This is a genomic window from Paracraurococcus ruber (assembly GCF_004353985.1).
GTDB classification, from domain to species: Bacteria; Pseudomonadota; Alphaproteobacteria; order Acetobacterales; family Acetobacteraceae; genus Paracraurococcus; species Paracraurococcus ruber.
In genome coordinates, this window is record NZ_SMOA01000049.1 from 1 (window position 1) to 25,675 (window position 25,675).

General features: G+C 73.8%; 24 protein-coding genes. 13 read left to right on the forward strand and 11 right to left on the reverse strand.

Annotation, left to right across the window (positions count from 1 at the left end; all coding sequences use genetic code 11):
• Positions 1 to 507, reverse strand: a 507-nt coding sequence (locus tag E2C05_RS11680; RefSeq protein ID WP_133219809.1) for a tetratricopeptide repeat protein, incomplete at its 3' end; no start/stop codon positions are given.
• A 238-nt stretch (positions 508 to 745) separates the two neighbouring features.
• Here E2C05_RS11680 and E2C05_RS32950 point away from each other — a divergent pair.
• Entirely contained in the window at positions 746 to 904 is a 159-nt protein-coding gene (locus E2C05_RS32950) for a hypothetical protein (RefSeq protein WP_158292065.1), read from the forward strand.
• Between the two features lie 620 nt (positions 905 to 1,524).
• Here E2C05_RS32950 and E2C05_RS11685 read toward each other — a convergent pair.
• Positions 1,525 to 2,322, reverse strand: a complete 798-nt coding sequence (locus E2C05_RS11685; RefSeq protein WP_408901617.1) for an RNA polymerase sigma factor — start codon at positions 2,320 to 2,322, stop codon at positions 1,525 to 1,527.
• An 81-nt stretch (positions 2,323 to 2,403) separates the two neighbouring features.
• Between E2C05_RS11685 and E2C05_RS11690 the strand changes: the two genes are divergently transcribed.
• Entirely contained in the window at positions 2,404 to 3,801 is a 1,398-nt protein-coding gene (locus E2C05_RS11690; protein ID WP_158292066.1) for a thiol-activated cytolysin family protein, read from the forward strand.
• Between the two features lie 214 nt (positions 3,802 to 4,015).
• Here E2C05_RS11690 and E2C05_RS11695 read toward each other — a convergent pair whose 3' ends face one another.
• Positions 4,016 to 5,686: a formate--tetrahydrofolate ligase gene (locus tag E2C05_RS11695; protein WP_133219812.1), complete on the reverse strand. Its 1,671-nt coding sequence runs from the start codon at positions 5,684 to 5,686 to the stop codon at positions 4,016 to 4,018.
• A gap of 317 nt (positions 5,687 to 6,003) precedes the next feature.
• On the opposite strand from E2C05_RS11695, the gene E2C05_RS11705 reads away from it, so the two are divergent.
• From E2C05_RS11705 to E2C05_RS11720, 4 genes are all read left to right on the forward strand, one after another.
• Positions 6,004 to 6,360 (forward strand): hypothetical protein, encoded by a 357-nt coding sequence (locus E2C05_RS11705; protein ID WP_158292067.1) that lies wholly within the window; start codon positions 6,004 to 6,006, stop codon positions 6,358 to 6,360.
• Between the two features lie 88 nt (positions 6,361 to 6,448).
• Positions 6,449 to 6,697 (forward strand): DUF1289 domain-containing protein, encoded by a 249-nt coding sequence (locus E2C05_RS11710; RefSeq protein WP_133219815.1) that lies wholly within the window; start codon positions 6,449 to 6,451, stop codon positions 6,695 to 6,697.
• A gap of 121 nt (positions 6,698 to 6,818) precedes the next feature.
• On the forward strand, positions 6,819 to 7,481 hold the full coding sequence (locus E2C05_RS11715; RefSeq protein ID WP_133219816.1) for an OmpW/AlkL family protein: 663 nt from the start codon (positions 6,819 to 6,821) through the stop codon (positions 7,479 to 7,481).
• Between the two features lie 126 nt (positions 7,482 to 7,607).
• Complete coding sequence (locus E2C05_RS11720) at positions 7,608 to 8,828, forward strand: acyltransferase family protein (protein WP_133219817.1); 1,221 nt, start codon at positions 7,608 to 7,610, stop codon at positions 8,826 to 8,828.
• 129 nt (positions 8,829 to 8,957) lie between these two features.
• Here E2C05_RS11720 and E2C05_RS11725 read toward each other — a convergent pair whose 3' ends face one another.
• Positions 8,958 to 10,088 carry a 2-aminoethylphosphonate--pyruvate transaminase gene (locus tag E2C05_RS11725; RefSeq protein WP_133219818.1) on the reverse strand — a complete coding sequence of 377 codons (1,131 nt, stop codon included), beginning with the start codon at positions 10,086 to 10,088 and terminating at the stop codon, positions 8,958 to 8,960.
• A gap of 215 nt (positions 10,089 to 10,303) precedes the next feature.
• Positions 10,304 to 10,963: a DUF1194 domain-containing protein gene (locus E2C05_RS11730; protein WP_133219819.1), complete on the reverse strand. Its 660-nt coding sequence runs from the start codon at positions 10,961 to 10,963 to the stop codon at positions 10,304 to 10,306.
• 142 nt (positions 10,964 to 11,105) lie between these two features.
• Here E2C05_RS11730 and E2C05_RS11735 point away from each other — a divergent pair, with 142 nt between their 5' ends.
• The 4 genes from E2C05_RS11735 to E2C05_RS11750 all read left to right on the forward strand — a co-directional run bounded on the left by E2C05_RS11735 (position 11,106) and on the right by E2C05_RS11750 (position 14,691).
• Positions 11,106 to 12,092: a Bug family tripartite tricarboxylate transporter substrate binding protein gene (locus E2C05_RS11735; protein WP_133219820.1), complete on the forward strand. Its 987-nt coding sequence runs from the start codon at positions 11,106 to 11,108 to the stop codon at positions 12,090 to 12,092.
• A gap of 59 nt (positions 12,093 to 12,151) precedes the next feature.
• Positions 12,152 to 12,910, forward strand: a complete 759-nt coding sequence (locus tag E2C05_RS11740) for an endonuclease III domain-containing protein (RefSeq protein ID WP_133219821.1) — start codon at positions 12,152 to 12,154, stop codon at positions 12,908 to 12,910.
• A gap of 79 nt (positions 12,911 to 12,989) precedes the next feature.
• The gene (locus tag E2C05_RS11745; protein ID WP_200305522.1) at positions 12,990 to 14,150 is read left to right on the forward strand and encodes an iron-containing alcohol dehydrogenase; all 1,161 of its coding nucleotides are present in this window, start codon (positions 12,990 to 12,992) and stop codon (positions 14,148 to 14,150) included.
• Positions 14,151 to 14,268: 118 nt separating this feature from the next.
• Positions 14,269 to 14,691 (forward strand): CBS domain-containing protein, encoded by a 423-nt coding sequence (locus E2C05_RS11750; protein WP_133219822.1) that lies wholly within the window; start codon positions 14,269 to 14,271, stop codon positions 14,689 to 14,691.
• Positions 14,692 to 14,805: 114 nt separating this feature from the next.
• Here the strand turns inward: E2C05_RS11750 and E2C05_RS11755 are convergent, their stop codons facing one another.
• A complete protein-coding gene (locus tag E2C05_RS11755) occupies positions 14,806 to 16,587 on the reverse strand; it encodes an SLC13 family permease (protein ID WP_133219823.1) in 1,782 nt (593 codons plus the stop codon).
• Positions 16,588 to 16,841: 254 nt separating this feature from the next.
• Positions 16,842 to 19,076, reverse strand: a complete 2,235-nt coding sequence (gene glgX, locus E2C05_RS11760; protein ID WP_133219824.1) for a glycogen debranching protein GlgX — start codon at positions 19,074 to 19,076, stop codon at positions 16,842 to 16,844.
• A 121-nt stretch (positions 19,077 to 19,197) separates the two neighbouring features.
• Here glgX and E2C05_RS11765 point away from each other — a divergent pair, with 121 nt between their 5' ends.
• The gene (locus E2C05_RS11765; RefSeq protein WP_133219825.1) at positions 19,198 to 19,521 is read left to right on the forward strand and encodes a hypothetical protein; all 324 of its coding nucleotides are present in this window, start codon (positions 19,198 to 19,200) and stop codon (positions 19,519 to 19,521) included.
• A gap of 78 nt (positions 19,522 to 19,599) precedes the next feature.
• Here the strand turns inward: E2C05_RS11765 and pcaG are convergent, their stop codons facing one another.
• Both pcaG and E2C05_RS11775 read right to left on the reverse strand, forming a co-directional pair.
• The gene (gene pcaG / locus E2C05_RS11770; RefSeq protein ID WP_133219826.1) at positions 19,600 to 20,193 is read right to left on the reverse strand and encodes a protocatechuate 3,4-dioxygenase subunit alpha; all 594 of its coding nucleotides are present in this window, start codon (positions 20,191 to 20,193) and stop codon (positions 19,600 to 19,602) included.
• Complete coding sequence (locus E2C05_RS11775; protein WP_133219827.1) at positions 20,193 to 20,894, reverse strand: dioxygenase family protein; 702 nt, start codon at positions 20,892 to 20,894, stop codon at positions 20,193 to 20,195. The genes pcaG and E2C05_RS11775 overlap by 1 nt, the downstream gene beginning before the upstream one ends.
• Positions 20,895 to 21,093: 199 nt before the next feature.
• Between E2C05_RS11775 and E2C05_RS11780 the strand changes: the two genes are divergently transcribed.
• Entirely contained in the window at positions 21,094 to 21,858 is a 765-nt protein-coding gene (locus tag E2C05_RS11780; RefSeq protein WP_158292068.1) for an alpha/beta fold hydrolase, read from the forward strand.
• Positions 21,859 to 21,948: 90 nt separating this feature from the next.
• On the opposite strand, the gene E2C05_RS11785 is transcribed toward E2C05_RS11780, so the two are convergent.
• Both E2C05_RS11785 and E2C05_RS11790 read right to left on the reverse strand, forming a co-directional pair.
• Positions 21,949 to 22,554 (reverse strand): hypothetical protein, encoded by a 606-nt coding sequence (locus E2C05_RS11785; protein ID WP_133219829.1) that lies wholly within the window; start codon positions 22,552 to 22,554, stop codon positions 21,949 to 21,951.
• Positions 22,555 to 22,695: 141 nt separating this feature from the next.
• On the reverse strand, positions 22,696 to 24,483 hold the full coding sequence (locus tag E2C05_RS11790; RefSeq protein ID WP_133219830.1) for a DEAD/DEAH box helicase: 1,788 nt from the start codon (positions 24,481 to 24,483) through the stop codon (positions 22,696 to 22,698).
• Between the two features lie 108 nt (positions 24,484 to 24,591).
• Here E2C05_RS11790 and E2C05_RS11795 point away from each other — a divergent pair, with 108 nt between their 5' ends.
• Positions 24,592 to 25,644 carry an NAD(P)-dependent oxidoreductase gene (locus E2C05_RS11795; RefSeq protein ID WP_133219831.1) on the forward strand — a complete coding sequence of 351 codons (1,053 nt, stop codon included), beginning with the start codon at positions 24,592 to 24,594 and terminating at the stop codon, positions 25,642 to 25,644.
• Positions 25,645 to 25,675 lie beyond the last annotated feature (31 nt).

Consider the following 25,675-nt stretch of genomic DNA (forward strand, 5'->3'; position numbering starts at 1 on the left):
CAGCGCCAGCCGCGCCGCCGCCGCGGCCCCGCCGGCATCGCCCGCCTCCCGCCGCGCATGCGCGAGCGCCAGGGCAGGCTCCGCCGCCTCCGGCTGCAGGGCCATGGCCCGTTCCAGCGGCGGCAGGGCCGCAAGCGGGTCGCCCAGGGCACTGAGCGCCTGGCCGAGGTTGCGCAGCGTCACCGCATCCTCCGGCCGGCGGGCCAGGGCGGCGCGGAAGGCGACCACCGCCTCGGCGGTGCGGCCGGCCTCGGCCAGGGCGGCGCCGCGATTCGCCAGGAAGACCGGCTCCTCCGGCGCCACGGCCAGGGCGCGTTCGGTGTGGCGCAGCGCGCCGGCGGCATCGCCGCGCTGCCGCGCCAGCACGCCCAGCAGGTTGTGCGCATTGGCGTCGTCCGGCCGGCGCCTGAGCACCTGCCGGTACAGCGCCTCCGCCGCCGCCCAGTCGCCCTGGGCATGGCGGGCGGCGCCGTCGCGGAGCAGGGCGGCGGGATCGGGGGCAGGCATCGCCGCACTCTGCCCAGCGCCGCGGCGCCGGCGCAATGGGATGAGGCTCACGCCTCCAGAACCTGTGCTTGCGTGACAATCAGCACATCTCTACCTTTACGCACATCCCCGCTGGGCTGGAGCCCATCCCCCCATGTCCTCCCCCTTCCCGGACGAGAGCCCCGCCGGGCCGTCCCGCGAACTCGCGCCCGCGGAACCACCGGCCGTGACCGGCATTGGTCACGGAATGCGGAATGCAATGCTCGAATCCCCCTATGACGAGGCGATGCCGGAGTCGGAGGCGACGCCGGAATTCGATGCCTGGCTGCGGCTGCACCTGGGCGGGCTGCATGCCGGGGTGCTGGCCGAACCCGTGCCGCAGCGGTTCCTGCAATTGCTGCGGCTGCTGCCAGGCTGAAGCCGCCCATCCTCGCGCCAGGCGCTCGGCGGCCGCGGCGCGGCAAGGGCGGCGGCCGCCGGTCCCGGGCCTTCGAGCCGTGATGGCCGGTGGCGATCCCCGCGGGGCAAGGCGGCTGGCCTGGCCCGGGACGGGAGGTATGTTCGAGGAGGGCCTGCCGGCCCGTCCAGCCCGCGTGACCCGGGCCGCCCCCGTCCCGTGGCCCGCGCCAAGGCCGGGCCGCGGGCGATCAGCGCCGGCCCGGTGGCCAGCGACGCCCGGAAAGCCGCGGCCGCAAGGCCGGCGCCCCCGACCGCCGATACGCGCTCGATCCGGGCTCAGGAACGAAGGCTTCAGGAATGACGGGGGCCGCATCCGGCGTGCCGCGCAGGGTGGGGGCCACCGATGGATCGCCGGGGCTGCCATCGATGCTGGCGCCCTGATGGGCCGTGGCGGCCGCGCCGATACATGCGCGCCTGCGCCGCGAATCGGGCATGCGGGCGACGCGGCCGGCACCCCTGACGGCGGCCCGCCGCCCGCGCCGCCGTCAGGCCAGGAACGGCCGATGCTGGGCTGCCATGCCCCGCACCGGCGGCCTCGCCCTGCGCGACGGGCACCGGCCGGCGATGCGCCGCGGAGCCTCAGTCCTCGTCGCCCGCATCGCCGCCGCCCTTCGGTTCCAGCCCGACGCCGCGCCGCAAGGCTTCCCGCGCGCGGGAGAGGCGGGAGCGCAGGGTGCCCGCCGGCACGCCAAGCACCTTCGCCGCCTCGGCGTAGTCCAGCCCTTCCACCACCACGACCCACAGCGCCTCGCGATGGATGGGCGGCAGGCGGCGGAAGGCGACGATCACGTCGCGCATCGCCTGCCGCTCCTCCTGCCCGCCGGAAATGGCCGCTTCCGGCATCGTCTCGGGCGACAGGAAGGGGCTGCGCGCCGCCCGTCGCGCCGCCGCCGCCCGCGCATGCCGCAGGATGGTGAACAGCCAGGCGCGCAGGTTCGTGCCCGTCTGGAACTGCTCGCGCGCCGCGATGGCGCGCATCAGCGTTTCCTGCACGAGATCGTCGGCGGCATCCGCGTGCTTCACGAGCACGCGCGCGAACCGCCGCAGGCGCGGGATCTCCGCGGCAACAGCGTTGGCGAAGGCGTCCGCCCCGGGCGCCCTGTCCTCTTCCATACCTGACCGGTGGCCCCTTCGGCGCTGCAATGTCGTAGCGGGCGACACTATCCGAAGCCCGCGCCCGGTTGGGCGCGGGCAGGCACACCCTTGCGTGTGACCCAAGCGCGGCGGCTGCACGCTTGCGTGCGGCAAGCCCGGCGGCACCCGGCGTCGCGGCCTGTGCCGGCCCGCACAGCACGCGCGTCTGCCGCATCGCAGAAAGGCGAGCGCCTTCAGGCACTTGCCAGCGATGCTCCGACCGCGGCAACAAAATAAATGCATTCATGCGGCAAGGCGAATTTGCGTACTTCTCCTCCCGTCCGGCGCGAGTGCCGGCATCCAGGACCCGCAGGAGAAACGCCCATGTCGACCAGCGACATCGACAGCATCATCGCCGGCCTGAACTACGACCCGGCGCAGGTGCTCAGCGTGGTGCCGGACGGCACGACCACCACCCAGCCGGACCGGTCCCGCGTGCCGGGCAGCAATGCGGTGATCATCGCCACCACCCGACGGCACACCCTGCAGAAGAACCTGTCGGAGGTCGCGATCCTCAGCCCCTCCGCCGTCGCCTTCCCGGGCGCCCTGCTGCGCGCCGACCGCGCGCTGATGGACGGCACCCCGACGCCGATCGCCCTGCCGCGCGCCAAGGCGGTGCTGACCATCGACCTGCCGGGCCTCGCCAACCCCTCCACCAGCATCGAGCCGAGCGAGTCCGCGGTGACCGCCTTCCTCAACGACCGGCTGGAGGCCTGGAACCGCCTGCCGCAATCGCAGGGCTACCGCAACGCGAACCGCACCTTCCTGAACGTCACCACCGCCTATTCCAAGCAGCAGGTCGCGCTCGACCTCGGCTTCGCCGCCAGCTGGGCCAGCGGCAATGCCTCCGCCCAGCTCGAAGTCTCGAGCAGCAGCGAGAAGTCGGTGGTGGTCTGCTACTACAAGCAGGTCTTCTACACCGTCAGCATGGATACCCCGGCGTCCCCCGGCGCGGTCTTCGCGCCCGACCTGCCGATGGACCGGGTGCGCGGCGCGATCCTGGCGGACCACCCGCCGGCCTATGTCCGCAGCGTCGATTACGGCCGCATCCTGCTGGTGCGGATGGAGACGACGACGACCGACACCTCGGTCAACCTGCAGGGCGCCTTCAAGCAGGCGACGCAGGGCGGCGTCACGGTCAGCGGCGACCTGAAGGCGAAGTACGACGCCATCCTGAAGAACGCGAATTTCACCGTCGTCGCCATCGGCGGCGGCACCGCCACCACGACCGAGGTGTTCAACGGCGCCGCGCAGGGCGACCTGAAGGGGCTGCAGACCTATTTCGCCGCCGCCACCTACAGCCGCGACAATCCCGGCCTGCCCATCGCCTACACCGTGGCCTTCCTCAAGGACAACGCCTTCGCCAAGATGGGCTTCACCACCGACTACACGGAAACCGAATACGTCCGCTACCCGAACGGCTTCATCCGCTTCCACCACAGCGGCGCCTATGTGGCGAAATTCCACGCCACCTGGCAGGAGCCGACCGGCACCGGCCAGACCATCCCGCGCGCCTGGGAGTCCGGCAAGCAGACCGCCGGCTACGACCAGACGGTCAACATTCCCGGCGATGCGCAGAACCTGCGCCTGCGGGCGGAGGCGGCGACCGGCCTGGTGTGGAATCCCTGGGGCGAGATCATGGACATCCACCTGGACGGTCCGAGCAACAAGACCTACCGGGTGACCGGCACGACGCTGAACCGCCACTGGGACAATGGCTGACCCGGCGGGGCGGGCATCGCCCGCCCCGTCGCACGCGCGCGGCAGCGCGGGTCGCGCCGCGGGTCCCGCCGCGCGCTGGAACGGACTAGATGCAGGCGGCATCGCGGCACGACATCGCCGCGAGCCCGGCCCGCGCCCGGCCCGCGCAACCCGTCATCGCCGCGGGGGGCGCGGCCGGCCGCGGCCCGCCGATCATCGCCGGCGGCCGCCGGGATCAGAACAGCCCGTCGATCCGCCCCTCGGCATCCAGGCCGATGGTCTCGGCCGCCGGGCGCCGCGGCAGGCCGGGCATCGTCATCACGTCGCCGCAGATGGCCACCACGAAGCCGGCGCCGGCCGAAAGCCGCACCTCCCGCACCGGCAGCACATGCCCTTCCGGCGCGCCCAGCCGCGTCGGGTCGGCGCTGAAGCTGTACTGCGTCTTGGCGACGCAGACCGGGACATGGCCGAAGCCCATCTCCTCGAATTTCTTGAGGCGCGCCGCGGCCGCCGGCGGGATCTGCACCTCCGCGGCGTGGTAGATCTCCCGCGCGATCACCCCCAGCTTGTCGGCCAGCGGCATCTCGGCCGGATAGAGCGGGCGGAACCGCGCATGCCCTTCCGACAGCAGCCGCTGCACCGCGCGGGCCAGGTCGGCGGCGCCGGCCGCGCCATCGCCCCAATGGGTGCAGAGGAAGGCCTCGGCGCCGATGCGCGCCATGGCGTGCCGCACCGCGTCGATCTCGGCCGGCGTGTCGGTGGTGAACTTGTTCAGCGCCACCACCACCGGCAGGCCGAATTTCCGCATGTTCTCCACATGCCGGACCAAGTTGACCACGCCGCGCTCGATCGCCGCCACGTCCTCCCCGCCCAGCGCCGACTTCGCCACGCCGCCATGCATCTTGAGCGCCCGGCAGGTGGCCACCACCACCGCCAGGTCGGGCGTCAGGCCGGCGCTGCGGCACTTGATGTCGAGGAATTTCTCGGCGCCCAGATCGGCGCCGAACCCGGCTTCCGTCACCACCACATCGGCGAGCGAGAGGCCGAGCGCGGTGGCCATGACGCTGTTGCAGCCATGCGCGATGTTGGCGAAGGGCCCGCCATGCACCAGGGCGGGGCTGCCTTCCAGCGTCTGCACCAGGTTCGGCGCGAGGGCGTCGCGCAGCAGCGCCGCCATGGCGCCATCCGCCTTCAGGTCGCGCGCGGTGATGCTGCGCCCGTCCCGCGTCTGCCCGACGATGATCCTGCCCAGCCGCGCCTGCAGGTCCGCGAGGTCGGAGGCGAGGCAGAAGATCGCCATCACCTCGCTCGCCACCGTGATGTCGAAGCCGTCCTCGCGCGGGACGCCCTGCGAGGCGCCGCCCAGGCCGAGCACGAGATTGCGCAGGTTGCGGTCGTTCATGTCCATCGACCGCCGCCAGGACACCCGCCGCGGGTCGAGGCCGAGCTCGTTCCCCCAGTACAGGTGGTTGTCGAGCATGGCCGAGAGCAGGTTGTTGGCCGAGGTGATGGCGTGGAAGTCGCCGGTGAAATGGAGGTTGATGTCCTCCATCGGCCCGACCTGGGCGCGGCCGCCGCCCGTCGCGCCGCCCTTCACGCCGAAGCAGGGGCCGAGCGAGGGTTCCCGCAGGCAGATCATGGCCCGCGTGCCGATGGCGTTCAGCGCATCGCCCAGGCCGATGGTGGTGGTGGTCTTGCCCTCCCCCGCCGCGGTCGGGTTGATGCCGGTCACCAGCACCAGCTTGCCGCGCGGCTTCGCCGCCTGGCTGCGCAGGAAGTCGAGGCCGATCTTGGCCTTGTACTTGCCGTAGGGCTCCAGCGCCGTGTCCGGGATGCCGGCGCGGGCCGCGATGGCGCCGATGGGCTCGAGCGTCGCGGCACGCGCGATTTCCAGGTCCGTGGACATGCGCGGGCAGCCTCCCCCATCCGTTCCCGTTGCCGCAGCGTTACCGGAAGGCGCGGGTGGCAGCAAGCAACGGGCATGGACCCACCGGACGCGGCCGATGCCGCCGGCGCATCGCCACGGTTCCGGGCCGGCATTTCCGCCGCCCGCCGGCGGCGACGAGGATCGCCGCGCCATCCACGGGAGACCGCCGCATGCCGCGCCCCATCCTCGCCGCCGGCCTCGCCATCGCCGCGGCCCTTGCCCTGTAGCTGCCCCTGGCCCCCGCCGCCCGGGCCGGCGCCTGCCCGGAGGAGCACAGGCTCGCGCAACCCCGCGCCGTGGAGGACGCGCCCGACGTGGCGACGCTGCGGGAGATCCTGGCGGTGGTCGACCTCAAGGGCTGGCGCGGCATGGGCGACTTCCTGCTGCGCACCCGCCGCCTGATCGTGCTGCCCGGCGGCATCGTGCCGACGCATGAGCATGACGACCGCCCTTCCATCGTCACCGTCATCGTCGGCGAGATCACCGAGCACAGCGCCTTCTGCGCCGTGCCCATCCTGCACCGGACCGGCGAGACGACGCCGGAATTCGGCGCCGGGCACAGGCACTGGTGGGAGAACCGGGGCAGCACGCCGGTCATCCTCATCTCCTCCGACGTCGTGCCGAACGGGATGATGAACGACCCGCATATGTGACGGCGGCGAGCCGAGGCCGCGGAGGGGGCCGGCCGGCGCCCGGGGGGATGGCCATGCAGCCGGGCGGGCCTTCGGCCGTTGAGGCCGCATGGCCAGCCCCTGCATCGATATCTGCCGCTACGACGAGGCCACCGGCTGGTGCCTCGGCTGCGGGATGACCCGCAAGGACAAGAAGCACTGGAAGAAGGAGAAGGACCGACGCCCGGCGATCCGCGAGGCGCTGCCCGGCCGGCTGGACGCGCTGGCCACGGCCGGCCTGCCCACCGGCGCGGCGGCGAAGAAGCCGAAGAAGAAGGACCTGGACAGGGCGGCCGCCGCGGCCGTTGCCCGCGGGTGACAGCATGGCGGCCGCCGGAATCGGTTTCATTCGAAACTTGATCCCGATCAAGGCCGCGTGACCAGGCCGCGCCTACTCCCGTTGCCGGCGCAACCCGCCGAGTGCAACGGAACACAGAGACATGCCCAAGACCCTTGGAATGCTGGCCGGCGCCGCGGCGCTCGCCGCCGCCCTCCTCGCCGCCCCGGCCGGTGCCGCGGCGCAGGACCTGCGGGGCAAGCAGGCCGGCGACTTCGTCATCGGCCTCGGCGCCATCGGCGTGCTGCCGGGCAACAGCGGCGGCCGCACCAGCCTGATCGGCGGCAAGGTGGAGGCGAACAACAGCGCCACGGCGCAGCTCGACTTCACCTATTTCTTCTCGCCCAACATCGCCGCCAACCTGATCGCCGCCACCACCCAGCACGACATCGAGGTGCGGAACTCCGCCCTCGGCAATGTCAGGCTGGGCCATGTCTGGGTGCTGCCGCCGACGCTGACCCTGCAGTACCACCCCTTCGCGCAGTCGCGGTTCAGCCCCTATGTCGGCGCCGGCCTCAACTGGACCTTCTTCTACGGCTATGGCGGCAGCAAGACGGCGCCGGTGAACCGCGTGCGGGTGGACAGCGCGCCGGGCTTCGCCGTGGTCGCCGGCCTGGACTACGAGCTGGCGCCGAACTGGCTGCTGAACCTGGACGCCAAGAAGATCCTGCTGCGCCCGGACGCCAGCGTGAATTCCGGCCTGGTCAACGCCCGGGTGAACCTCGACCCCTGGGTGGTCGGCGCCAGCCTCCGCTATCGCTTCTGACCGGCCTTCCCCCAGGGGCGGGGCGAACCATACCCGCCGAGTAACATCGGCGCCGTTTCGTGGCCGGGACGGCGCCACTCGCAGGACTTTGGCTTGTCGCCGCGCCACCATGCGCGAGGATGCGGCATGACCAAGAACCGCGACGTACCCCTGGAGGCCCTGCGTGGGATCGCGGCGGTCATCGTCCTCGCCTGGCATGCGCTGCAGGCCTTCGCGCCGGGCTTCTGGCGGGAGGACGGCGCCTGGTGGTACGGCACGGTGCACGGCACCGCCGCCGTCATCGTCTTCTTCGTCCTGTCGGGCTTCGTTCTGACGCAGCGGGCGCTGGCGACCGGCGACGGCCGGCCGCTGGCGCGCGGCGCCATCAAGCGCTGGCCGCGCCTCGCCGGGCCGGTGCTGGCGGCCGTCCTGCTCTCCTGGGCGCTGTTCCGCCTCGGCCTCTATGCGCATGCCGAAGCGGGGCCGCGCATCGGGTCCGGCTTCCTCGCCACCTTCGGCGACGCGCATCCGGACGGGCCGGTGGAGCCGAGCCTGCCCGGCGCCCTGCTGCAGGGGGCCGTCTTCTCGCTGTTCCGCGGCGGCCCGGGCGACCACAGCTACAACACCGTGCTGTGGACCATGCGCTACGAATTCCTCGGCAGCTTCATCGCCTTCGGCCTCGGCCTGGCGCTGCTGCAGCTTGGCCATGCCAGCCTGGCCATGCGCATGGCGCTGGTCGCCGTCACCGCCCTGCTGGTCCGCTTCGCCGAGACCTACTACGTCACCTTCGTGGTCGGCGTCGGCCTGTCGCTGCTGGTGGCGGCGCGGCCGCCGCGGATCCCGCTGCCGCTCGGCCTCGGCATGGTGGTGCTCGCCGGCTGGCTGCTCGGCTACCGGGAGGGAAGCCCGGACCACCGGCTGGTGGACCTGCTCTATCCCGGCACGCCGCCGGCCACCTATGTCCATGCCGGCGCCGCGGCGCTGCTGATCCTGGCGCTGACCGGGACGGAACGGCTGCGGGATGCGCTCTCGGGCCCCTGGGCGGCCTGGCTCGGCCGGCTCTCCTTCCCGCTCTACCTCGTGCATGTGCCGGTGATCTGCTCGGCCGGCGCCTGGGCCTGGCTGGCGCTGGAGGGCACCGGGCTGGCGGTGGCCGGGGCGCTGCTGGCGACCACGCTGCTCAGCCTGCTGCTCGCCCTGCCGCTGGCCGGCTTCGACCTGTGGTGGACGCGGCGCCTGGAACAGGTGGCGGCGCGGCTGCTGCCGACCGGCGCGCCGCTGCGGCCGGCCGCCCGGCCGGCCCTGGTGCCGATCGGCGAGGGCGGGATGGCCGCGGGCTGGGTGATGGAGGACGAGCGGCGGCGGTGACGTGCGAGCGAGGGAGGCCCTGCCTCCCTCGGGCTCCCACCGCCAGGGGCCGAAGGGCCCTTGGACCCCTCGCGTCCACGACGCCGGGGCGAGTGTCCGGGAGGGGGACCCCGCAGCGCCCTCCCCGCGTCAGGCCGCCGCCGGCATCCGCGCCGCCCGGTCGCGCACGCCAAGCTCGTCCAGCGCGCCGCCGATCGCCGCCACCGCCTGCCGCATGTCCTCCGGCCCGATGGCGCCGATGCAGCCGACGCGGAAGCTCGGCGCCCGGGTGTTGTAGAAATTGCTGATCAGCACGCCGCGCCGCTTCAACGCATCGACAAAGGGCTGCAGCGCGAAGGCCGGGTCGGCGGGCTGGTGCACGGTGACGATCACCGGCCCCTGATGCGCCCAGTCGAGGTAGGGCGTCAGCCCCAGGCTCCGCACGCCCTCATGCAGGATGCGCGCATTCTCGCGGTAGCGGGCCAGGCGGGCGGGCTGGCCGCCCTCCGCCATGAAGAAATCCAGCGCGACGCGGAAGGCCGCCAGCGACTGCACCGCCGGGGTGAAGCGGATGCTGCCCCAGCCCGCCCGCAGCGCCTGCTGGTAGATGTCGGACAGGTCGAAGGACCAGGACCCGGCATTGCCGGCGCAGTCGAGCAGCCGGTCGGTGCGCGCCACGGCATAGCCGCTGCCCGGCAGCGCCTCCAGGCACTTGCCGCTGGTGAAGACCAGCGCGTCCACCTCCGGATGGGCGGCGAGGGCGAAGGGCAGCGCGCCGAAGGCCGACACGGAATCGAGGATCATCCGCCGCCCGGCGGCCCGCACCACCGGCCCGACCGCGCCGGGGTCGTTGATGATGCCGCTGCCCGTCTCGTTGTGGACCATGACGACATGGCTGATCGACGGGTTGGCGGCCAGGGCGGCGCCGATGGCGGCGGGCGACACGCCCTCGGTATCCGGGCAGGGCATGGACACCACCTGCCGCCCGGCTTCGGTCGCCAGGCGGATGGCGCGGTCGGCATAGGCGCCGTTGTGCGGCACCAGCACCGTGCCGCCGGCCGGGACGAAGGTACGGATGGCGGCTTCCAGGATGAAATGGCCGCAGCCCTGCAGCGGCATGGTGGCGTGCTCGCCCGGGACGCCGCCGGCGATGTCGCGCACCATCTCCCTGATCTCGGCATAGACCGGGCGGAAATCATTGTCCCAGGGGGCGATGTCCTGCGCCATGGCGGCACGGGTCTCGGGCCTGGTCTGCACCGGACCGGGGATCAGCAGCAGCATGAAGGCGGCACCCGTCAGGAAGGCGGTGGGGCCCCGGTGGCCGGCGTCCGTCCGGGGACGCCGCCGCGCCGGAGCGTGGCTGGTGGCAGCAGGGGCGCGGCCCCGGGCATCGACGCCCCGCGGCGACCTGCCCCCGGGCGACGCGCGGGCGCCGGGGCGGCGGTCCGCCCGGCACGCCCTGGCCGGTCGCGCGACCCGGGAACGCGCGCCGGCGCCTATAGCCCATCGGCCTGCGCGAGGAGAAGCCCGCCGATCTCGCGGGCCAGCTTTTCGCGGATGGATTGCGCGAAGGCGGCATAGTCCGGGCAGGCCATGGCGAAGCAGCCGGGGCCGCCGATCACCTCCTCCCGGTAATGGTCGAGCAGGTCCGGCTCCTCGTTCAGCACGGCCAGCGCGTTGATGGTGACGCCGGCGGCGACGCCGAGGTCGCGCACCGGCGCCGGCGCCCGCCCCTGGTTGTGCCGCCCGTCGCCCGAGACGTCGAGCACGAGGCGCGCCGCCGGCGCGGGGCAGCGCGCCAGCAGGGCGAGGCCGGCGGCCATCCCCTCCCCCAGCGCGGTGGCGCCGGGCAGCGGGATGCGCGGGGCATTGTTGATCGCCCCGGCCAGGGCGGCGGCGGCGGCTTCGCCATCCACCCGCGCCCAGGGCACCGCGACCTCCGGCCCGCCCGGGGCCGGGCGCATGGAAGGCCAGGCGCCGGACCAGAACAGCATGGCGACCGCGACGGCGCCACGCGGCCCGCCGGCGCAGAGCGCGGCGATCCCGGGGTCGCGGAAGGCAGCGGCATAGCCGCCGACCATCAGCGCGAACTCGTCGAAGTCGACGCTGGCCGAGACATCCACGGCGAGGCAGAGCGCGAGGTCCACGGGATCCATCGCCGCCTGGATACCATGCCGCCGCCGGCGGGCCGCAGCGGCGGCTTGCGCCGGCCGGCGCGGCGCCGCCCCCGAGCCATTCCCCCGCGGCCGCCTTGCGCCTAGATGACAGGATGTTCATTGCGGGGCGGAGGGCTGAGGGATGCGGAGACGGGACCTGGCGCGGCTGGCCTTGGCCGGCGGGGCGGTGCTGGCGGCGCCGGCGGTGCGGGCCCAGGGGGGCGGCGCGGGGGCCTGGCCGAGCCGGCCCATCCGGCTGATCGTGCCCTTCACGCCGGGGGGCAGCACGGATGGCATGGCGCGCCTGGCCGGGCAGAAGCTGCAGGAACGCCTGGGCCAGACGGTGATCGTCGAGAACCGGCCGGGCGGCAACGGCACGGTCGGCGGGATCGCGGTGGCGCAGAGCGCGCCGGACGGCCACACCTTCTGCGCCAGCGCCTCCATCCAGGTCATGGCCCGCTGGGTGATGCGGAACCCCGGCTACGACCCGCTGGCCGACCTGGTGCCGGTGGCGCGCACCGGCCAGGGCCCGCTGCTGCTCTGCATCTCGCCGACGCGCAGCCCGGCCAGCATCACCGACCTGGTCGCGGCGGTGAAGGCGGATCCGCGGGCCTGGACCTTCGGCACCTCCTCCCTCGGCGCCGCCGGCCACCTGGCGACCGTGGAGTTCAACCGCCTCACCGGCCTCGACATCCCCATCGCCAGCTATCGCGGCACCGCGCCGGCGGTGCAGGACCTGGTGGCGGGCAACATCCAGCTGATGGTGGACCCGATGCTGGCCATGGTGCCGCAGGTGCGCGGCGGCCGGGTGCGGGCGCTGGCCATCAGCCAGGCCCGCCGCAGCGCCGCGGCGCAGGAAGTGCCCAGCGCGCCGGAAGCCGGCCTGCCGGGCTGGGAGTTCTTCTCCTGGTGGGGGCTCTGGGCGCCGCGCGGCATCCCGGCCGAGATCGCGGCGCGGGTGAATGCCGCGCTGCAGAAGGGCATGCGGGAGCCGGAGGTGGTGTCGCGGCTGACCGACATGGGGATCGAGGCGGTGGCCGAGAGCCCGGAGGCCTTCGCCGGCTTCATCCAGCGCGACGTCGCCCGCAATTCCGAGCTGCTGCGGCTGGCGCGGTTCGAGCCGGAATAGCGCGGGCCGCGCGGGGGCGGGGCGACGAACCTGCGATTGCGCCGGCCGTTGGGGCGGGCATGCCCCTTCGCGCCGCGACGCCCCTGCCCGGCCCCCGCCGCGCCCCCCGCCCGCCGCCGGCGCCGGATGCCGCGCGGCGGGCCCTGGCGCTGGAGGTGCATGCGCGGCTCTGCGCCGAATACGGCTGCCCGATCGGGTATTTCCACGCGCTGGAGCCGCTGGACGAGCTGGTCTCCTCCCTGCTGTCGCACCGGACGAAGAACCGCGACAGCGCCGCCGCCTTCCGCGCCCTGCGGGCGGCCTTCCCGGACTGGGCGGCGGTGCGGGACGCGCCGGTGGCGGCGGTGGAGGCGGCCATCCGCGGCGTCACCTGGCCGGAGGCCAAGGCGCCGGCGCTGCAGCGGACGCTGCGCGCCGTCACCGAACGGCGCGGCGGCCTCGACCTCTCGCATCTCGCGGACATGCCGGAAGCGGCGGCGGCGGCCTGGCTCGCCGACCTGCCGGGCGTCGGGCCGAAGACCGCGGCGGCGGTGCTGTCCTTCAGCACGCTGCGCGGCCGGGCGCTGCCGGTGGACAGCCACCACCACCGCGTCGCGCAGCGGCTGGGGCTGATCCCCGCCGGGCTGGCGGTCGGCCCCTCGCATGCCGTGCTGGCGGCGCTGCTGCCGGCGGACTGGGATGCGCAGCAGCTCTACGACGACCACCAGGTGATGATGCGGCACGGCCAGCGCTGCTGCACCTTCCATGCCCCGGCCTGCGGGCGCTGCGTGCTGCGCGACCTCTGCCCCGAGGGCCGGGCGCGGCTCGGCGCCGGCTGAGCGCCGGCCATGGCCGCCGGTTTGCCCTTCGGCCGCGGCGCGGCGGCGCGATAGGATCGCCGGCGGGGAGGAACCGGGCATGACGAAAGCCGGCCGCGTCGCCTTCGGCGCGATGGAGGAAGTGGTCTGGGGGACGCCGGCCGCCGAGGCGGTGGCGGACATCGCCGCGCGCCAGGGCGCCAGGCGGGTCTTCCTGATGGCCAGCGGCACGCTGAACCGCGAGACGGAGGAGGTCAGCCGCATCCGCGCCGCGCTGGGCGACCGGGTGGCGGCGGTGTTCGACCGCATGCCCGCCCATACGCCGCGCGCCGCCGTGGTCGCGGCGACGGCGATGGCGCGGGAGGCCGGCGCCGACCTCATCGTCACGGTCGGCGGCGGCTCGGTCACCGACGGCGCCAAGGCGGTGCAGCTCTGCCTCGCCAACGACATCCGCACGCCGGAGGCGATGGATAGGCTCCGCGTCGGGCCGGCGGGGGCGCCGCCGGGCATGCGCCCGCCCGAAATCCGCCAGGTCTCGGTGCCCACCACCCTCTCGGCCGGGGAGTTCAGCGCCATCTCCGGCGTGACGAACGAGGCGACGGAGGCGAAGGAGATGCTGCGCCACCCGCGCATCATCCCGCAGGCGGTGGTGCTGGACCCGGCGCTGACCCGGCACACGCCGGAATGGCTGTTCCTGTCCACCGGCATCCGGGCGGTGGACCATTGCGTGGAGGGCGTCTGCTCGGCCGAGGCGCACCCCTATGCCGATGCGCAGGCGCTGCGCGGGCTGGCCCTTCTCGCCGCCGGCCTCGCGCGGGTGAAGGCGGCGCCGGACGACCTGGCGGCAAGGCTCGACTGCCAGCTGGGGTCCTGGCTGTCCATGGCGCCGCTGGCGACCGGCGTGCCGATGGGGGCGAGCCATGGCATCGGCTATGTGCTGGGCGCGGCCTTCGGGGTGCCGCATGGCCATACCTCCTGCATCATGCTGCCGGCGGTGATGCGCTGGAACGCCCCGGCCAACCCGGACCGGCAGGCGCTGGTGGCGGCGGCGCTGGGCGCGCCGGAGGCGGCGGCCGGCGACCTTCTGGACCGCCTCATCGCAGGGCTCGGCATGCCCCGCAGCCTCGGCGCCGTGGGGATCGGGGCGGAGGCCTTCGACCGCATCGCCGAGGGCGCGATGAAGACCCCCTGGGTGCCGCGCAACCCGCGCCCGATCGAGGGGCCGGCGGCGGTGCGGGAGATCCTGGCGCTGGCGGCCTGACGGCTGGGCGGGCCGCGCGGCGATCCGGCGGTTGCGCCGGATCAAGGCCCCGGCCGGTGCTACGGCGGATGCTGGGCGCCGCCGTCACGGCACGGCATGGCGGAGGAGGGAGGGCGTCTTGGCCAACCGGCCCATGCACGAGATCATCACCCGGCGGCATCCCATCACCCTGCCGCCCGAGGCCAGCGTGCAGCATGCCTGCCAGGAGATGCGCAACCACCGCATCGGCGCGGTGCTGGTGACCGACCCGCGCGGCCGGCTGCTGGGCATCTTCACCGGCCGCGACGCCATCTGCCGCATGCTGGCCGAGGGCCGCGACCCGCATGGCACGCGCCTGCGGGAGGTGATGACGCCCGATCCGGAATGCTGCGCGCCGCAGATCCGCGCCATCGAGGCGCTGCGGCTGATGCGCGACGGCGGCTTCCGCCACATCCCGGTGGTGGACGGGCACCGGCTGGTCGGCATCGTCTCGCGCGGCGACTTCCTTTCGGACGAGCATGCGCGGCTGGAGGATGAGAGCCACCTGTGGGAGCGGATCTGATCCCGGCTTGCGGATCGGCGCCGCGCACGCGCGGCGTGGCGGCCGCGCCCCAGACCCGATGACCATGCCGGCCAGCATGTCTGCCGACCGGCATGACGGCCGCTGCGCCGCCGCCTATCGCCCGGCCAGCGGCCAGACCAGCGCGATCATCGGCACGCCGACCAGCAGCACGATGCAGGAGAGCGGCAGGCCCAGCCGCCAGTAGTCGCCGAACCGGTAGCCGCCGGGCCCCATCACCAGCGTGTTGCACTGGTGGCCGATGGGGGTAAGGAAGTCGCAGGCCGAGCCCACCGCCACCGCCATCAGGAAGGGGTCGGGGCTCAGCTCCAGCCGCTGCGCCAGGCTGGCGGCGATCGGCCCCATCATCAGCACCGTGGCGGCGTTGTTGAGAAAGGGCGTGACCGCCATGGCCGCGAGCATGATGAGGCCGAGCGCGCCGATGGGCGGCAGGTGCTGCACCGCGCCCGAGAGCCAGCCGGCGATCAGGTCCGTGCCGCCGGTGCTGCGCACCGCCTCGCTCACCGGGATCAGCGCGCCGAGCAGGACGATGACCGGCCAGTCCACCGCCTGATAGGCCTCGGGCGGCGTGACCGCGCGCAGCAGCATGAGCGTGACGGCGGCGGCGAAGAAGGCGACCGCGACCGGCACCAGGTTGGTCGCCACCACGGCCATGGCGGCGCCCAGCACCAGGATGGGGACTAGGCTGCGGCGGCTGCGGCCGAGCGGCACCTCGCGCTCGGTCAGCGGCAGGACGCGCAGCGCGGTGAGCGTGTCGGGCAGCCGCGCCGCCTCCCCCTTCAGGATCAGCACGTCGCCGGCGCGCAGCCGGAGCTGGTTCAGCCGCTCGGCGATCCGTTCGCCGCGGCGGCTGACGGCCAGGATGCCGACGCCGAAGCGCTCGCCCAGGCGGGCGCCGGCCGGGGTGGCGCGGACCAGCGGCGATTCGGCGGTGACGACGCCTTCCACCACCGCCATCTCCTGGTCCTCCGCCTCGGCGGCGGCGTGCTTCTCCGCCTGCAGCTGCAGGCCGGCGCGGGCGACCAGGGCCTCCAGCGCCTCCGGCGCGCCGGCCAGGATCAGCCGGTCGCCGGCGTCCAGCACGCAGCCATCGCCCGGCGCGTCCCGCCTGCGGCCGTCGCGCAGCAGGGCGGCGACGGTGACCTCGCCGTCCGAGAGCGCCCGCAGCGCGGCGATGTCCTGGCCCGTCACCGGACTTTCGGCCGGCAGGGTCGCCTCGGTGGCATAGGCCGCGATGCTGACGGCCGAGCCCATGGAGGCCTGGCCCTGCCGCCCGCCCGGCAGCAGCCGCCAGCCGAAGGCGAGGAAGCCCAAGCCGGCCAGCGCGACGGCGATGCCGACCGGCGCATAGTCGAACATGCCGAAGGGCGTGCCGAGCAGCTCCGCCCGCACCCGCGCGACGATGATGTTGGGCGAGGTGCCGATGAGCGTGACCAGGCCGCCGAGCAGGGACGCAAACGCCATCGGCATCAGCAGCGCCGAGGCCGGCGTGCCGGTGCGCCGGCCGAGCTGCAGCGCGACCGGCATGAACAGCGCCAGCGCGCCGATGTTCTTGGTGAAGACCGAGGCGAGCATCACGGCGCCGACCAGCACCGGCACCTGGCTGCGGGCGGTGGTCAGGCGCGGCAGCAGCGGCCGCATGGCGGCTTCCACGGCGCCCGACCGGGCGACGGCCGCGCTGACGACCAGGGCGGCGGCGACGATGACGACGATGTCGTCGCCGAAGCCGGAGAAGGCCTCCTTCGCCGGGACGATGCCGGTGACGAGGCCGGCGAGCAGCGCCAGCATGGCGACGACGTCGTAGGGCAGCCGGCCCCAGGCGAAGAGGCCGAGGGTGCCGGCCAGGATGCCGAAGGCGAAGGCCTGATCTAGGGTCAAGGAAGGCGGTCTCCGCCGGCGCATGCCGCGTCCGCGTCCGCATCCGCGCACGCCGCATGCCCCGGCCCGTGTTGCCGGGCATGGTCACGGGACCGGATGGACCCATCCGCCCGGGACCCGCCCTGGGGACCCGGGCAACCCTCCAGACTGGAACAAGGTTCCTTTGCAGCAGCCTGCGGCAGGCCCGAGGCGTCCGAAGGCCGTCCGGCTTCCGGCGGCCGGGGGCCGGGAGGGGCGGAGCCCCTCCCCGGGCGTCACGCCTCCGGCAGCGGCGGCGGCGCGGTACCGGCCAGCAGCGCCGCCCGCGCGACGGCGAGGATCGCCCCGCCGCCCCGCTCCGGCCGCAGGACGAAGAGCAGGAAGGACCGCCCCGTCACCATGTAGGGATGGCCGAACTCGAAGGGCTCCGGCTCCTCCAGCTCGGGCCGGTTGGTGTCGATCAGCAGCAGCCAGCGCTGGCCCGCCGGCGGCTCCGGCAGTTCGAACTCCACCACGTCGTGATGCGCGTTCACCACCATCAGCATGGTGGCGTCGGAGGCCGGGCGGCGGATGCCGCTGGCGCGCGCGCGGCCGTCCAGCAGCAGGCCGAAGCAGCGGGTGTTGCCGTCGGACCAGTGCTCCGGCGCCATCTCGGCGCCGGCCGGCGTCAGCCAGGTCGAATCCTTCACCCCCGCGGTCTCGTCCATCGCGCCGGTCAGGAAGCGGCCGCGATGCAGGACGGCGAAGCCCTGGCGCAGCGCGATCAGCTTGCGGGCGAAGGCGGCCAGCGCCTGGCCGTCGGCATCGATGCCGGCCCAGTCCACCCAGTTCAGCTCGTTGTCCTGGCAGTAGGTGTTGTTGTTGCCCTTCTGCGTGCGGCCGAACTCGTCGCCGGCCAGGATCATCGGCGTGCCCTGGCTCAGCAGCAGCGTCGCCAGCATGTTGCGCTTCTGCCGCTCGCGCAGCGCATGGATCTCGGGGTCGTCGGTGGGCCCCTCCACGCCGTGGTTCCAGGACAGGTTGTGCGAATGGCCGTCGCGGTTGTCCTCGCCATTCGCCGCGTTGTGCTTCTCGTTGTAGGAGACGAGGTCGTTCAGCGTGAAGCCGTCATGCGCGGCGATGAAGTTCACGCTGGCCCAGGGCTTGCGCCCGCGCTTGTTGAACTTGTCGCCCGAGGCGGTGAGGCGCGCCGCGAGCTCCGCCGCCTGGCCCTCGTCGCCCTTCCAGAAGGCGCGGACGGTGTCGCGGAAGCGGTCGTTCCATTCGGCCCAGCCCGGCGGGAAGCCGCCCACCTGGTAGCCGCCCGGGCCGATGTCCCAGGGCTCGGCGATCAGCTTGGCGCGCGACAGCACCGGATCCTGCCGGCAGCTGTCGAGGAAGCCGCCGCCCTCGTCGAAGCCGTAGGGCTCGCGGCCCAGGATGGTCGCCAGGTCGAAGCGGAAGCCGTCCACCCGCATCTCGGTCGCCCAGTAGCGCAGGCTGTCGGTGACCAGCTGCAGCACGCGCGGGTGCGACAGGTTGAAGGTGTTCCCGGTGCCGGTGTCGTTGATGTAGTAGCGCGGCTTGTCCGGCAGCAGGCGGTAGTAGCTGGCGTTGTCGATGCCCTTGAAGGACAGGGTCGGCCCGCGCTCATTGCCCTCGGCCGTGTGGTTGTAGACGACGTCGAGGATGACCTCGAGCCCGGCATCGTGCAGCCGCGCCACCATCTCCTTGAACTCGGAGAAGGCGAAGGCCGGGTTGCGGGCATAGCTGCGCGCCGGGGCGAAGAAGCTGATGGTGTTGTAGCCCCAGTAGTTCACCAGCCCCTTGTCCAGCAGCATGCTGTCATGGACGAAGGTGTGGATCGGCAGCAGCTCCACCGAGGTGACGCCAAGGCCGCGCAGATAGGCCACCACCTCCGGCGAGGCGAGGCCCTGGTAGGTCCCGCGCATCTCCTCCGGCAGGTCCTGCCGGCATTTGGTGAAGCCCTTCACATGCGTCTCGTAGACGATGGTGCGGTCCCAGGGCACCGCCGGGCTGCGTTCCCGCCCCCAGGTGAAGGCCGGGTCGATCACCCGGCACTTGGGCATCAGCTTGGCGCTGTCGCGCGTGTCGAAGGTGAGGTCGTCCTCGGATTCCAGCGTGTAGCCGAAGACCTCCGGCCCCCAGGTCAGGTCGCCGACGATGGCCCGCGCATAGGGGTCGAGCAGCAGCTTGTTCGGGTTGAAGCGATGGCCCGCCTCGGGCTCGTAGGGCCCATGCACGCGATAGGCGTAGATGGTGCCCGGCCGCGCCTCCGGCAGGTAGCCGTGCCAGACCTCGTCGGTGTATTCCGGCAGCTCCAGCCGCTCCAGCTCCGTCTCCCCCGCATCGTCGAACAGGCAGAGCTCGACCTTCGTCGCATTGGCGGAGAAGAGCGCGAAATTCACCCCCAGCCCGTCCCAGGTGGCGCCCAGCGGGAAGGGCGAACCCTCCCGGATGCGTGAGCGGCGCATCACGCGCGGCGTGGTGGTTTCGGCGCGTGCGCCCATGGTCCCGGTCCCTTGGCCTCTGTGCCGGGCTACAACAAAGCAGCGCCGTTTCCGTTTCCACGCCGCAACCCGCCACGTGCCGGCGCGCTGGGGCCGCGAACCGCCTTCGGGGAGGGTCCGGATGTACCTCGCGCGCTTTTCCTACGACGTGCGGCCGGCGGACCGGCAGCGCGCCATGGATTTCATCCGGCGGGAGGTCGCGGCGGCGCAGGGCGCCGGGCTGAAGGGCCGCCTGCTGGTGCCGCTGACCCGGGGCCAGGGCGGCGCCGCGCTGCAATTCGAGGTGGAGCTGAAAAGCCTCGATCAGCTGGAGACGCTGCGCCAGCATGGCGGCGAGACCAGGCCGCAGGACTGGATGCACGCCTTCGCGCAGGTGCTGACGGCGCCGCCGATGGTGGAACTGCTGCGGATCGATGCGCCGCAGCCGGGTGGGTCGGCGATCTGAGAGGGGCTCCGCCCCTCCCGGACACTTCCCGCCACGGGGTCCCCGTATGGCCGAAGGGCTTTTGGAACCCTCGGGCCTTCACTCCGTGAAGAAGGGCGTCTCCACGGCGGCGTCGCCGCGCAGGCGGAGGTCGAAGCGGAAGGCACGCATGCCATCCGCCTCGCCATCCGCCGCGGCCAGCAGCAGGCGGCGGCGGGCGGGCGGGACCAGGTCCAGCACCGGGTCGGCCGCGTTCTCCGCCATCCCGGGGAAGAACAGCACCGTCTGCAACTGCCGCATGAGGCCGGAGGCCATCACCACCAGCCCGATATGCGGCGCGCGGCGGCGATTGCCCTCGGTGAAGGCGCCGGGCAGCACGGTGCGGAACTCGTAGCGGCCATCCGCATCGGTCCAGGCGCGGCCCCAGCCGCCGAAATCCGGGTCGGCCAGATGCGCCTCCGGATCCGCCGGGTGGCGGAAGCGGCCGGACGCATCGGCCTGCCAGGCTTCCAGGATGGCGTTGACGCAGGGCACCCCGCCCTCCCGCGTCACCCGCCCGCGCAGCAGGATGGACTCGCCGCGCGCGGTCGGCGCCGCCTCCGCCGTCAGGCGGCGGAGGTCGTTGTCGCCCTCGCGGAAGAAGGTCCGGGGAAAGAAGGGCCCGATCGTGGCCTGCGAGGTCGGGTGGTGCATCACGGCAATTCCGGCGTCGCGGCGCGGCCGCGCAGCACGATGTCATGCGTCCAGCCCAGCCAGCCCATCCCGGCCTCGGCCGGCGGGATCGGCTGCGCCACCAGCCTCTCCCGCGCCGCGGCATCGGGGACGGACATCAGGATGCGGTCCAGCGGGTTCAGCGGATCGCCCGGGAAATACATCTGGGTGACGAGGCGCGAGAGCGAGGCCGGCCCCAGCACCGAGAAATGCACATGCGGCGGCCGCCACCAGAAGCCCGGCCCGGGCACCGGATAGGCGCCGGGCTTGATGGTGAAGAAGGCGTAGCGGCCTTCGGCATCGGTGCGGATGCGGCCATTGCCGATGAAATCGGGGTCCAGCGGCGCGTCGCGCGTGTCGTTCGGGTGGAAATAGCGGCCGGCGGCATTGGCCTGCCACAGCTCCACCACCGCGCCCGGCACCGGGCGGCCATCCTCGTCCAGGATGCGGCCGGCGATGTGGATCAGCTGCCCCATGGCCGGCCGGCCGGGCGAGACCACCGCCAGGTTGTCGTCGCCGCAGGGCAGCTTGCGCCAGAGATCCACCGGCCCGGTCGCCTCGGTCCGCGTCGCGCGGCGGCGGATCGGCGGCAGGGTGGGGGTATGGGTGAAGGTGCTCGCATAGCCTTCGGTCGGCACCACGGGCTCGATGCCCGGCGTCCAGGGGTCGAAGCGGTCGGGCATGCCGGGATCCTCCCTTTCGCGGGAGCCTATCGCGGATCCCGGGCGGAAGTGAACGCCGCGCCGCCCCCTGGGCGGCATCCGGCATCCGCGCCGGCACGGATCGCCGTTCAGCCCGCCGGCAAACCGCGTTAGGACCATGCAAGAAGGCGGCGTCGCGCGCGGCAGCGCGCGGGTGCCGCAACGGGGGGGGGGCAGCAGGATGGAGACCCGGACAGTGGTGCGCGGGCCGGCACGCATCGGCTGGCATGCCTGGGGGGCTGGGCCGGCGGTGCTGCTGCTGGCCTCGCTCGGCCGCGGCGCCGAGGATTTCTGCGAGGTCGGGCCGCTGGTGGCACAGGCCGGATTTCGCGTGCTGGCGCCCGATCCGCGCGGCATCGGCGAGTCCGAAGGGCCGATGCACGGCCTGACGCTCTACCACTTGGCGGAGGATGCGGCAGCGGTGCTGGCGGCGGAGGCCGTCGGCCCGGCCCTGGTCGCCGGCCATGCCTTCGGCAATTGGGTGGCGCGGGCGCTGTCCGCCTGCCGGCCGCAGGCAGTGCGGCGGGTGGCGCTGCTGGCGGCCTCGGTCACGCAGACCCTGGATCCCGCCATGCGCGCCGCGATCAATGGCAGCTTCGACCCGGCGCTGAGCGAGGCGGAGCGCCTCGGGCATCTGCAGCGCGGCTATTTCGCGCCGGGGCATGATGCGCGGGTCTGGCTGGCCGGCTGGCATCCGCCGGTGGCGGCGATGCAGCGCGAGGCGACGGCGGCGACCGACGATCACTGGCGCCGCTGCGCCGACCGGCATGAGACGCTGTATGTCGCCGCGGCGCAGGACATGATCGCGCCCGTGCCGACGCTGGAGGCGCTGCGGGCGGCGCTTGGGGACAGCGTGACGCTTTCGGTGATCGAGGATGCCGGCCACGCCCTGCTGCCGGAACAGCCACGGGCGGTGGCGGAGGCCCTGATCCGCTTCGCCACCTAGGCCCGAAGGCTTCCAAGGGCCGTGCGGCCCCTGGCGGGAGAGCGCGAGAGGGCCTCGGACGGACTGCGTCCGATGCCCCCTCGCCGGCGGTCAGTTGGTCGGTGGCGTGGTGGTCCCCGGCGTCACCTGCCCCGGCAGGCCCGCGCCCGGCACCATGCTCGTCTCGGCCGGCCGCGCCGCGGCATTGCCGCCGGCGACAATGTCGGCCGGCGTCGCGCCCACCGGCAGCGGCCGCGTGCCGGGGCCGGCCTGCATATGCGCGGTCTCGCCGGGGCGGACGCCTTCCGCCAGCGTGGTCGGCGCCTTGCCGGCGCCCATCCTCGGCTGCGCGTTCACGATGGCGCCCGGCATCAGCGGCCGCACGGAGGGGCCGGCATTCATGCCCGGGACATTCGCCACCACCGATCCCCAGGGCAGCGGGGTGTAGGGCTTGCCGGCATTCATGCGCTCGGGCTCGGACAGCTTGTTGCCCTGGGTGGAGACGAGCTGGCCGTTGTAGTCGCGCCAGGTCGGGATGGGCAGCACGCTGCCGCCCTCGCGCGGGCGCTCGGCGCCGAGGGGCGCGTCCGGCACCGCGGCCGGGGCGGGCGTGGACGCCGGGGATTCCGGCAGGTTGGGCGCGGACTGGGCCCAGGCGGCGGCGGGCAGAACCAGCGCGCAGGCCAGCAGGGCAAGAGGCGATCGCGTGCGGGGCATGGTCGTTCCTCGGCGTGTGTGGCGCCAAGGAAACAACCGAAGCCTCCTGGGGTTGCGGTGGATGCGCAGCGGATCGCGCGGGCGGGTCAGCGGGATCGGCCGCGCCCGGCCAGCGGCAGCGGCAGGCCGCGCCTGGCGATTCTACCGCCCCGCATTGAAGTCGAAGCGGCGCTGCCGCACGGTCCAGCCGTAGCGGCTGTCGCCTTCCAGCAGCGCCAGGTGGTCGGCGATCCGGTTGCGTTCCAGCCAGGCCAGCGTCGCTTCCAGCTCGGCCAGCGACATCTCGGCGCGGCCCTTGCCCATCACGCGCTTCAGCACGGCGGCATAGGCATGGTGCGCGACGCCGCCGCGCGGGATGCGCAGCCCGCCCTCGTCCTCCAGCACCTGCGCCGCCACCATCTGGCCGATGCGGCTGCGCAGCGCACGCTCGCGGGCGGAGGGCGTCTCGGCCGGCGCCGCTTCGGCGACGGGGCGGGCGGCGGCGAATTCGGGGCCCGGCGCCAGCCGGTGCCAGTGCAGCGCCGTGGCGTTGGAGGAGAGCGGGACGATCGGCGGCTCCCGCTCCCCCTCCGGGCCGATCTCCAGCTCGCCCTGCCGGCGGCGCGCCTTCTCCCGCGCCAGCGTACCCTGCTCGCGCTCGATCCTCTCGCGGAACCGCCGGAACAGCAGGTCGTCCGGGTGCAGCACAACGGCGCGCTGCGTCTCGTAGGGGCCGGCGGCGAAGTCGACGCGCGTGGCGCGGGCGATCATCTGCTCCAGCCAGGCGCGGGAGCGGATATGGGTCAGCGCCGCGCAGACCGAGACGCCGGGCGCGTCCAGCCCCTCATAGGCCATGGCGACGGTCACCAGCACGCTGGGCTCCGGCCGCAGCCGGAACGCCGCCAGCACCTCCTGCGCATCCTTCTCGTCGGAGGTGGCGATGCGCGCCACCGTCCCCGCCTGGTCCTTCGGCAGCCAGCCCCGCAGCCAGCCGAGATACTGCCGCGCATTCTCCTGGTCCGGCGCGACCACCAGCAGCTTGCCGAGGCCCATGCCGGTCTCGCCCGCCGCCAGGCCCAGCCGCAGGCGGCGTTCGGCGCGCAGGTCGCGCGTGGCGGCGAAGGCGCGCCGCAGCAGGTCGCGCGCGAAGCCGGTGCGCAGCGCGGTGAACAGCGCGGCGCGCCCCACCTCCGGCGGGCCGGAGATCGGGTGCGGGCCGGTGCGGCGGCGCTCCTCGTCCAGCCACTCCGCCTCCCCGTCCAGGGCGCCGAAATCCACCGGCAGCACGGCCTTCTCGGCCAGGGCCTGGGCGCGGCTGTAGCCGATGACGGCGAAGCCGGGCGCCTGCAGGTCCACCTCCCGCACCCGCGCGCCGGCCCCCTTGCGATAGGGCAGCCAGAGGATCGGCCGGCCATCGGCGCGTTCCAGCGTGCCCGACAGCAGCAGCCGCACCGCCGCATGCTCGAGCAGCGGCAGGATGGCGCGCGACCAGGCGGCTTCCTCCGGCGCCTCGGCGATGGCCTCGGCCGGCAGGTGGTGCACCTCATCGACCACCAGCAGCGTGCGGTGCCGGCGGAACTCCTGCAGGTGCAGGTCGGGCGCCGCGGCGACGCCCTGGTAGGTGGTGATCCAGCCCTGCAGCCCGCGGCAGGGATCCGGCGCATTCTCCGCCGCGCGGACCGAGACGCCGTGCCCCAGCGCGGCGCGCCAGGTCGGGTCGGCGAAGGCTTCCTCCGCCTGCAGCCGCAGGCTGTCGCGCGGGACGATCCAGCAGACGCGCTCCACCACCCCGGCCGCCATCAGCCGCGCCGCGGCGATCACCGGCAGCAGGCTCTTCCCCCCGCCCGGCGTGACGGCGGCCAGGATGTCGGCCAGGTCCGTCTGGCCGGTCGCGATCGCCTCCACCAGCCCGGCAAGCTGCTGCTGGTGGCTGCGGAGGGCGCGGTGCATCACCCCGGGCAACGCGCCAGGGGCAAAACGGATTCCCGGGACCCGCAACTTTTCGCCCCGGGGCGAGCGGGATACAAAGGCCGGCAAAGGATCCGAGGAGGACGTCCCGTGCCCGCGCCCCGCCGCTTTCGTGTCGGCTACCTCTCCCACGTCCCGCACCAGTCCTTCCTCGACACCGCCGCCCAGCACCCCGAGCTGGAGGTGGTGCGCATCCCGCTGGATCAGCCCGACTCGGCCGTGCTGGCGGCGCTGCGGGAGGTGGATGCCTACTACTGCATGGCATCGCGCGACGAGCTACCGAAACCCTTCCACGTCAACGAGTCGCTGCTGGCCCAATTGCCGGGCCTGCTGATGGTCGGCAGCACCGGCGCCGGCTACGACCCGGTGGACCCGGCGGCCTGCACCCGCGCCGGCGTGCTGCTGGTGAACCAGGCCGGCGGCAATGCGGAAGGCGTGGCGGAGCACGCCGTCGGCATGATGCTGGCGCTGCTGAAGCGCATGCCGGAAGCCGGCGCCGCCATGCGGGCGGGCAAGGCGCGCGACCGCAATGCCCTGATGGGCCGCGAGCTGCGCCACCGCACCGTGGGGCTGGTCGGCATCGGCAATGTCGGCACCCGCGTCGCCGAGATCGTCCGGCTCGCCTTCTCCTGCCCGGTCCTCGCCTGCGATCCGTATCTCGATGCCGCCACCATCGCCGCCCGCGGCGCCCGCAAGGTGGAGATGGCCGAGCTTCTCGCCGGGAGCGACGTGGTCAGCCTGCACCTGCCGCTGAGCGCCGAGAGCCGCAACCTGCTGGACGGCGGCAGCTTCGCCCGCATGCGGCCGGGCGCCATCTTCGTCACCACCGCCCGCGGCAACATCCATGACGAGCCGGCGCTGCACGCGGCGCTGCGCAGCGGCCACCTGGCCGGGGCCGGGCTGGATGTGTGGGAACAGGAACCGCCCGACCCCGACCACCCGCTGCTGCACATGCCGAACGTAATCGTCACCCAGCACACGGCGGGCGTGACGCATGAAAGCCGGGCGAACATCACCCGCATCGCGGCGCTGGCCTTCGCCGATGCGGCGAAGGGCCGGATGCCGCCGCGGATCATCAATCCGCAGGCCAGCGCCGATTTCGCGCGGCGCTACGAGGCGAAGCTCGGCCGGCCCATCGCGTGACGCCGGCAGGGCCCGCCCCCTCCTGCAAGGG

Coding starts and splice junctions, on each gene's coding strand:
- E2C05_RS11695 (WP_133219812.1), bottom strand. CDS start 5,686: ATGTCCACGGACCTGGAAATCGCGCGTGCCGCGACGCTCGAGCCCATC.
- pcaG (WP_133219826.1), bottom strand. CDS start 20,193: ATGCACCACCCGACCTCGCAGGCCACGATCGGGCCCTTCTTTCCCCGG.
- E2C05_RS11775 (WP_133219827.1), bottom strand. CDS start 20,894: ATGCCCGACCGCTTCGACCCCTGGACGCCGGGCATCGAGCCCGTGGTG.
- E2C05_RS11710 (WP_133219815.1), top strand. CDS start 6,449: ATGGCCAGCCCCTGCATCGATATCTGCCGCTACGACGAGGCCACCGGC.
- E2C05_RS11725 (WP_133219818.1), bottom strand. CDS start 10,088: ATGCTGCTGCTGATCCCCGGTCCGGTGCAGACCAGGCCCGAGACCCGT.
- E2C05_RS11685 (WP_408901617.1), bottom strand. CDS start 2,322: ATGCATTTATTTTGTTGCCGCGGTCGGAGCATCGCTGGCAAGTGCCTG.
- E2C05_RS11765 (WP_133219825.1), top strand. CDS start 19,198: ATGTACCTCGCGCGCTTTTCCTACGACGTGCGGCCGGCGGACCGGCAG.
- E2C05_RS11785 (WP_133219829.1), bottom strand. CDS start 22,554: ATGCCCCGCACGCGATCGCCTCTTGCCCTGCTGGCCTGCGCGCTGGTT.
- E2C05_RS11735 (WP_133219820.1), top strand. CDS start 11,106: ATGCGGAGACGGGACCTGGCGCGGCTGGCCTTGGCCGGCGGGGCGGTG.
- E2C05_RS11690 (WP_158292066.1), top strand. CDS start 2,404: ATGTCGACCAGCGACATCGACAGCATCATCGCCGGCCTGAACTACGAC.
- E2C05_RS11780 (WP_158292068.1), top strand. CDS start 21,094: ATGGAGACCCGGACAGTGGTGCGCGGGCCGGCACGCATCGGCTGGCAT.
- E2C05_RS32950 (WP_158292065.1), top strand. CDS start 746: ATGCTCGAATCCCCCTATGACGAGGCGATGCCGGAGTCGGAGGCGACG.
- E2C05_RS11790 (WP_133219830.1), bottom strand. CDS start 24,483: ATGCACCGCGCCCTCCGCAGCCACCAGCAGCAGCTTGCCGGGCTGGTG.
- E2C05_RS11740 (WP_133219821.1), top strand. CDS start 12,152: ATGCCCCTTCGCGCCGCGACGCCCCTGCCCGGCCCCCGCCGCGCCCCC.
- E2C05_RS11715 (WP_133219816.1), top strand. CDS start 6,819: ATGCCCAAGACCCTTGGAATGCTGGCCGGCGCCGCGGCGCTCGCCGCC.
- E2C05_RS11745 (WP_200305522.1), top strand. CDS start 12,990: ATGACGAAAGCCGGCCGCGTCGCCTTCGGCGCGATGGAGGAAGTGGTC.
- E2C05_RS11730 (WP_133219819.1), bottom strand. CDS start 10,963: ATGGATCCCGTGGACCTCGCGCTCTGCCTCGCCGTGGATGTCTCGGCC.
- glgX (WP_133219824.1), bottom strand. CDS start 19,076: ATGGGCGCACGCGCCGAAACCACCACGCCGCGCGTGATGCGCCGCTCA.
- E2C05_RS11720 (WP_133219817.1), top strand. CDS start 7,608: ATGACCAAGAACCGCGACGTACCCCTGGAGGCCCTGCGTGGGATCGCG.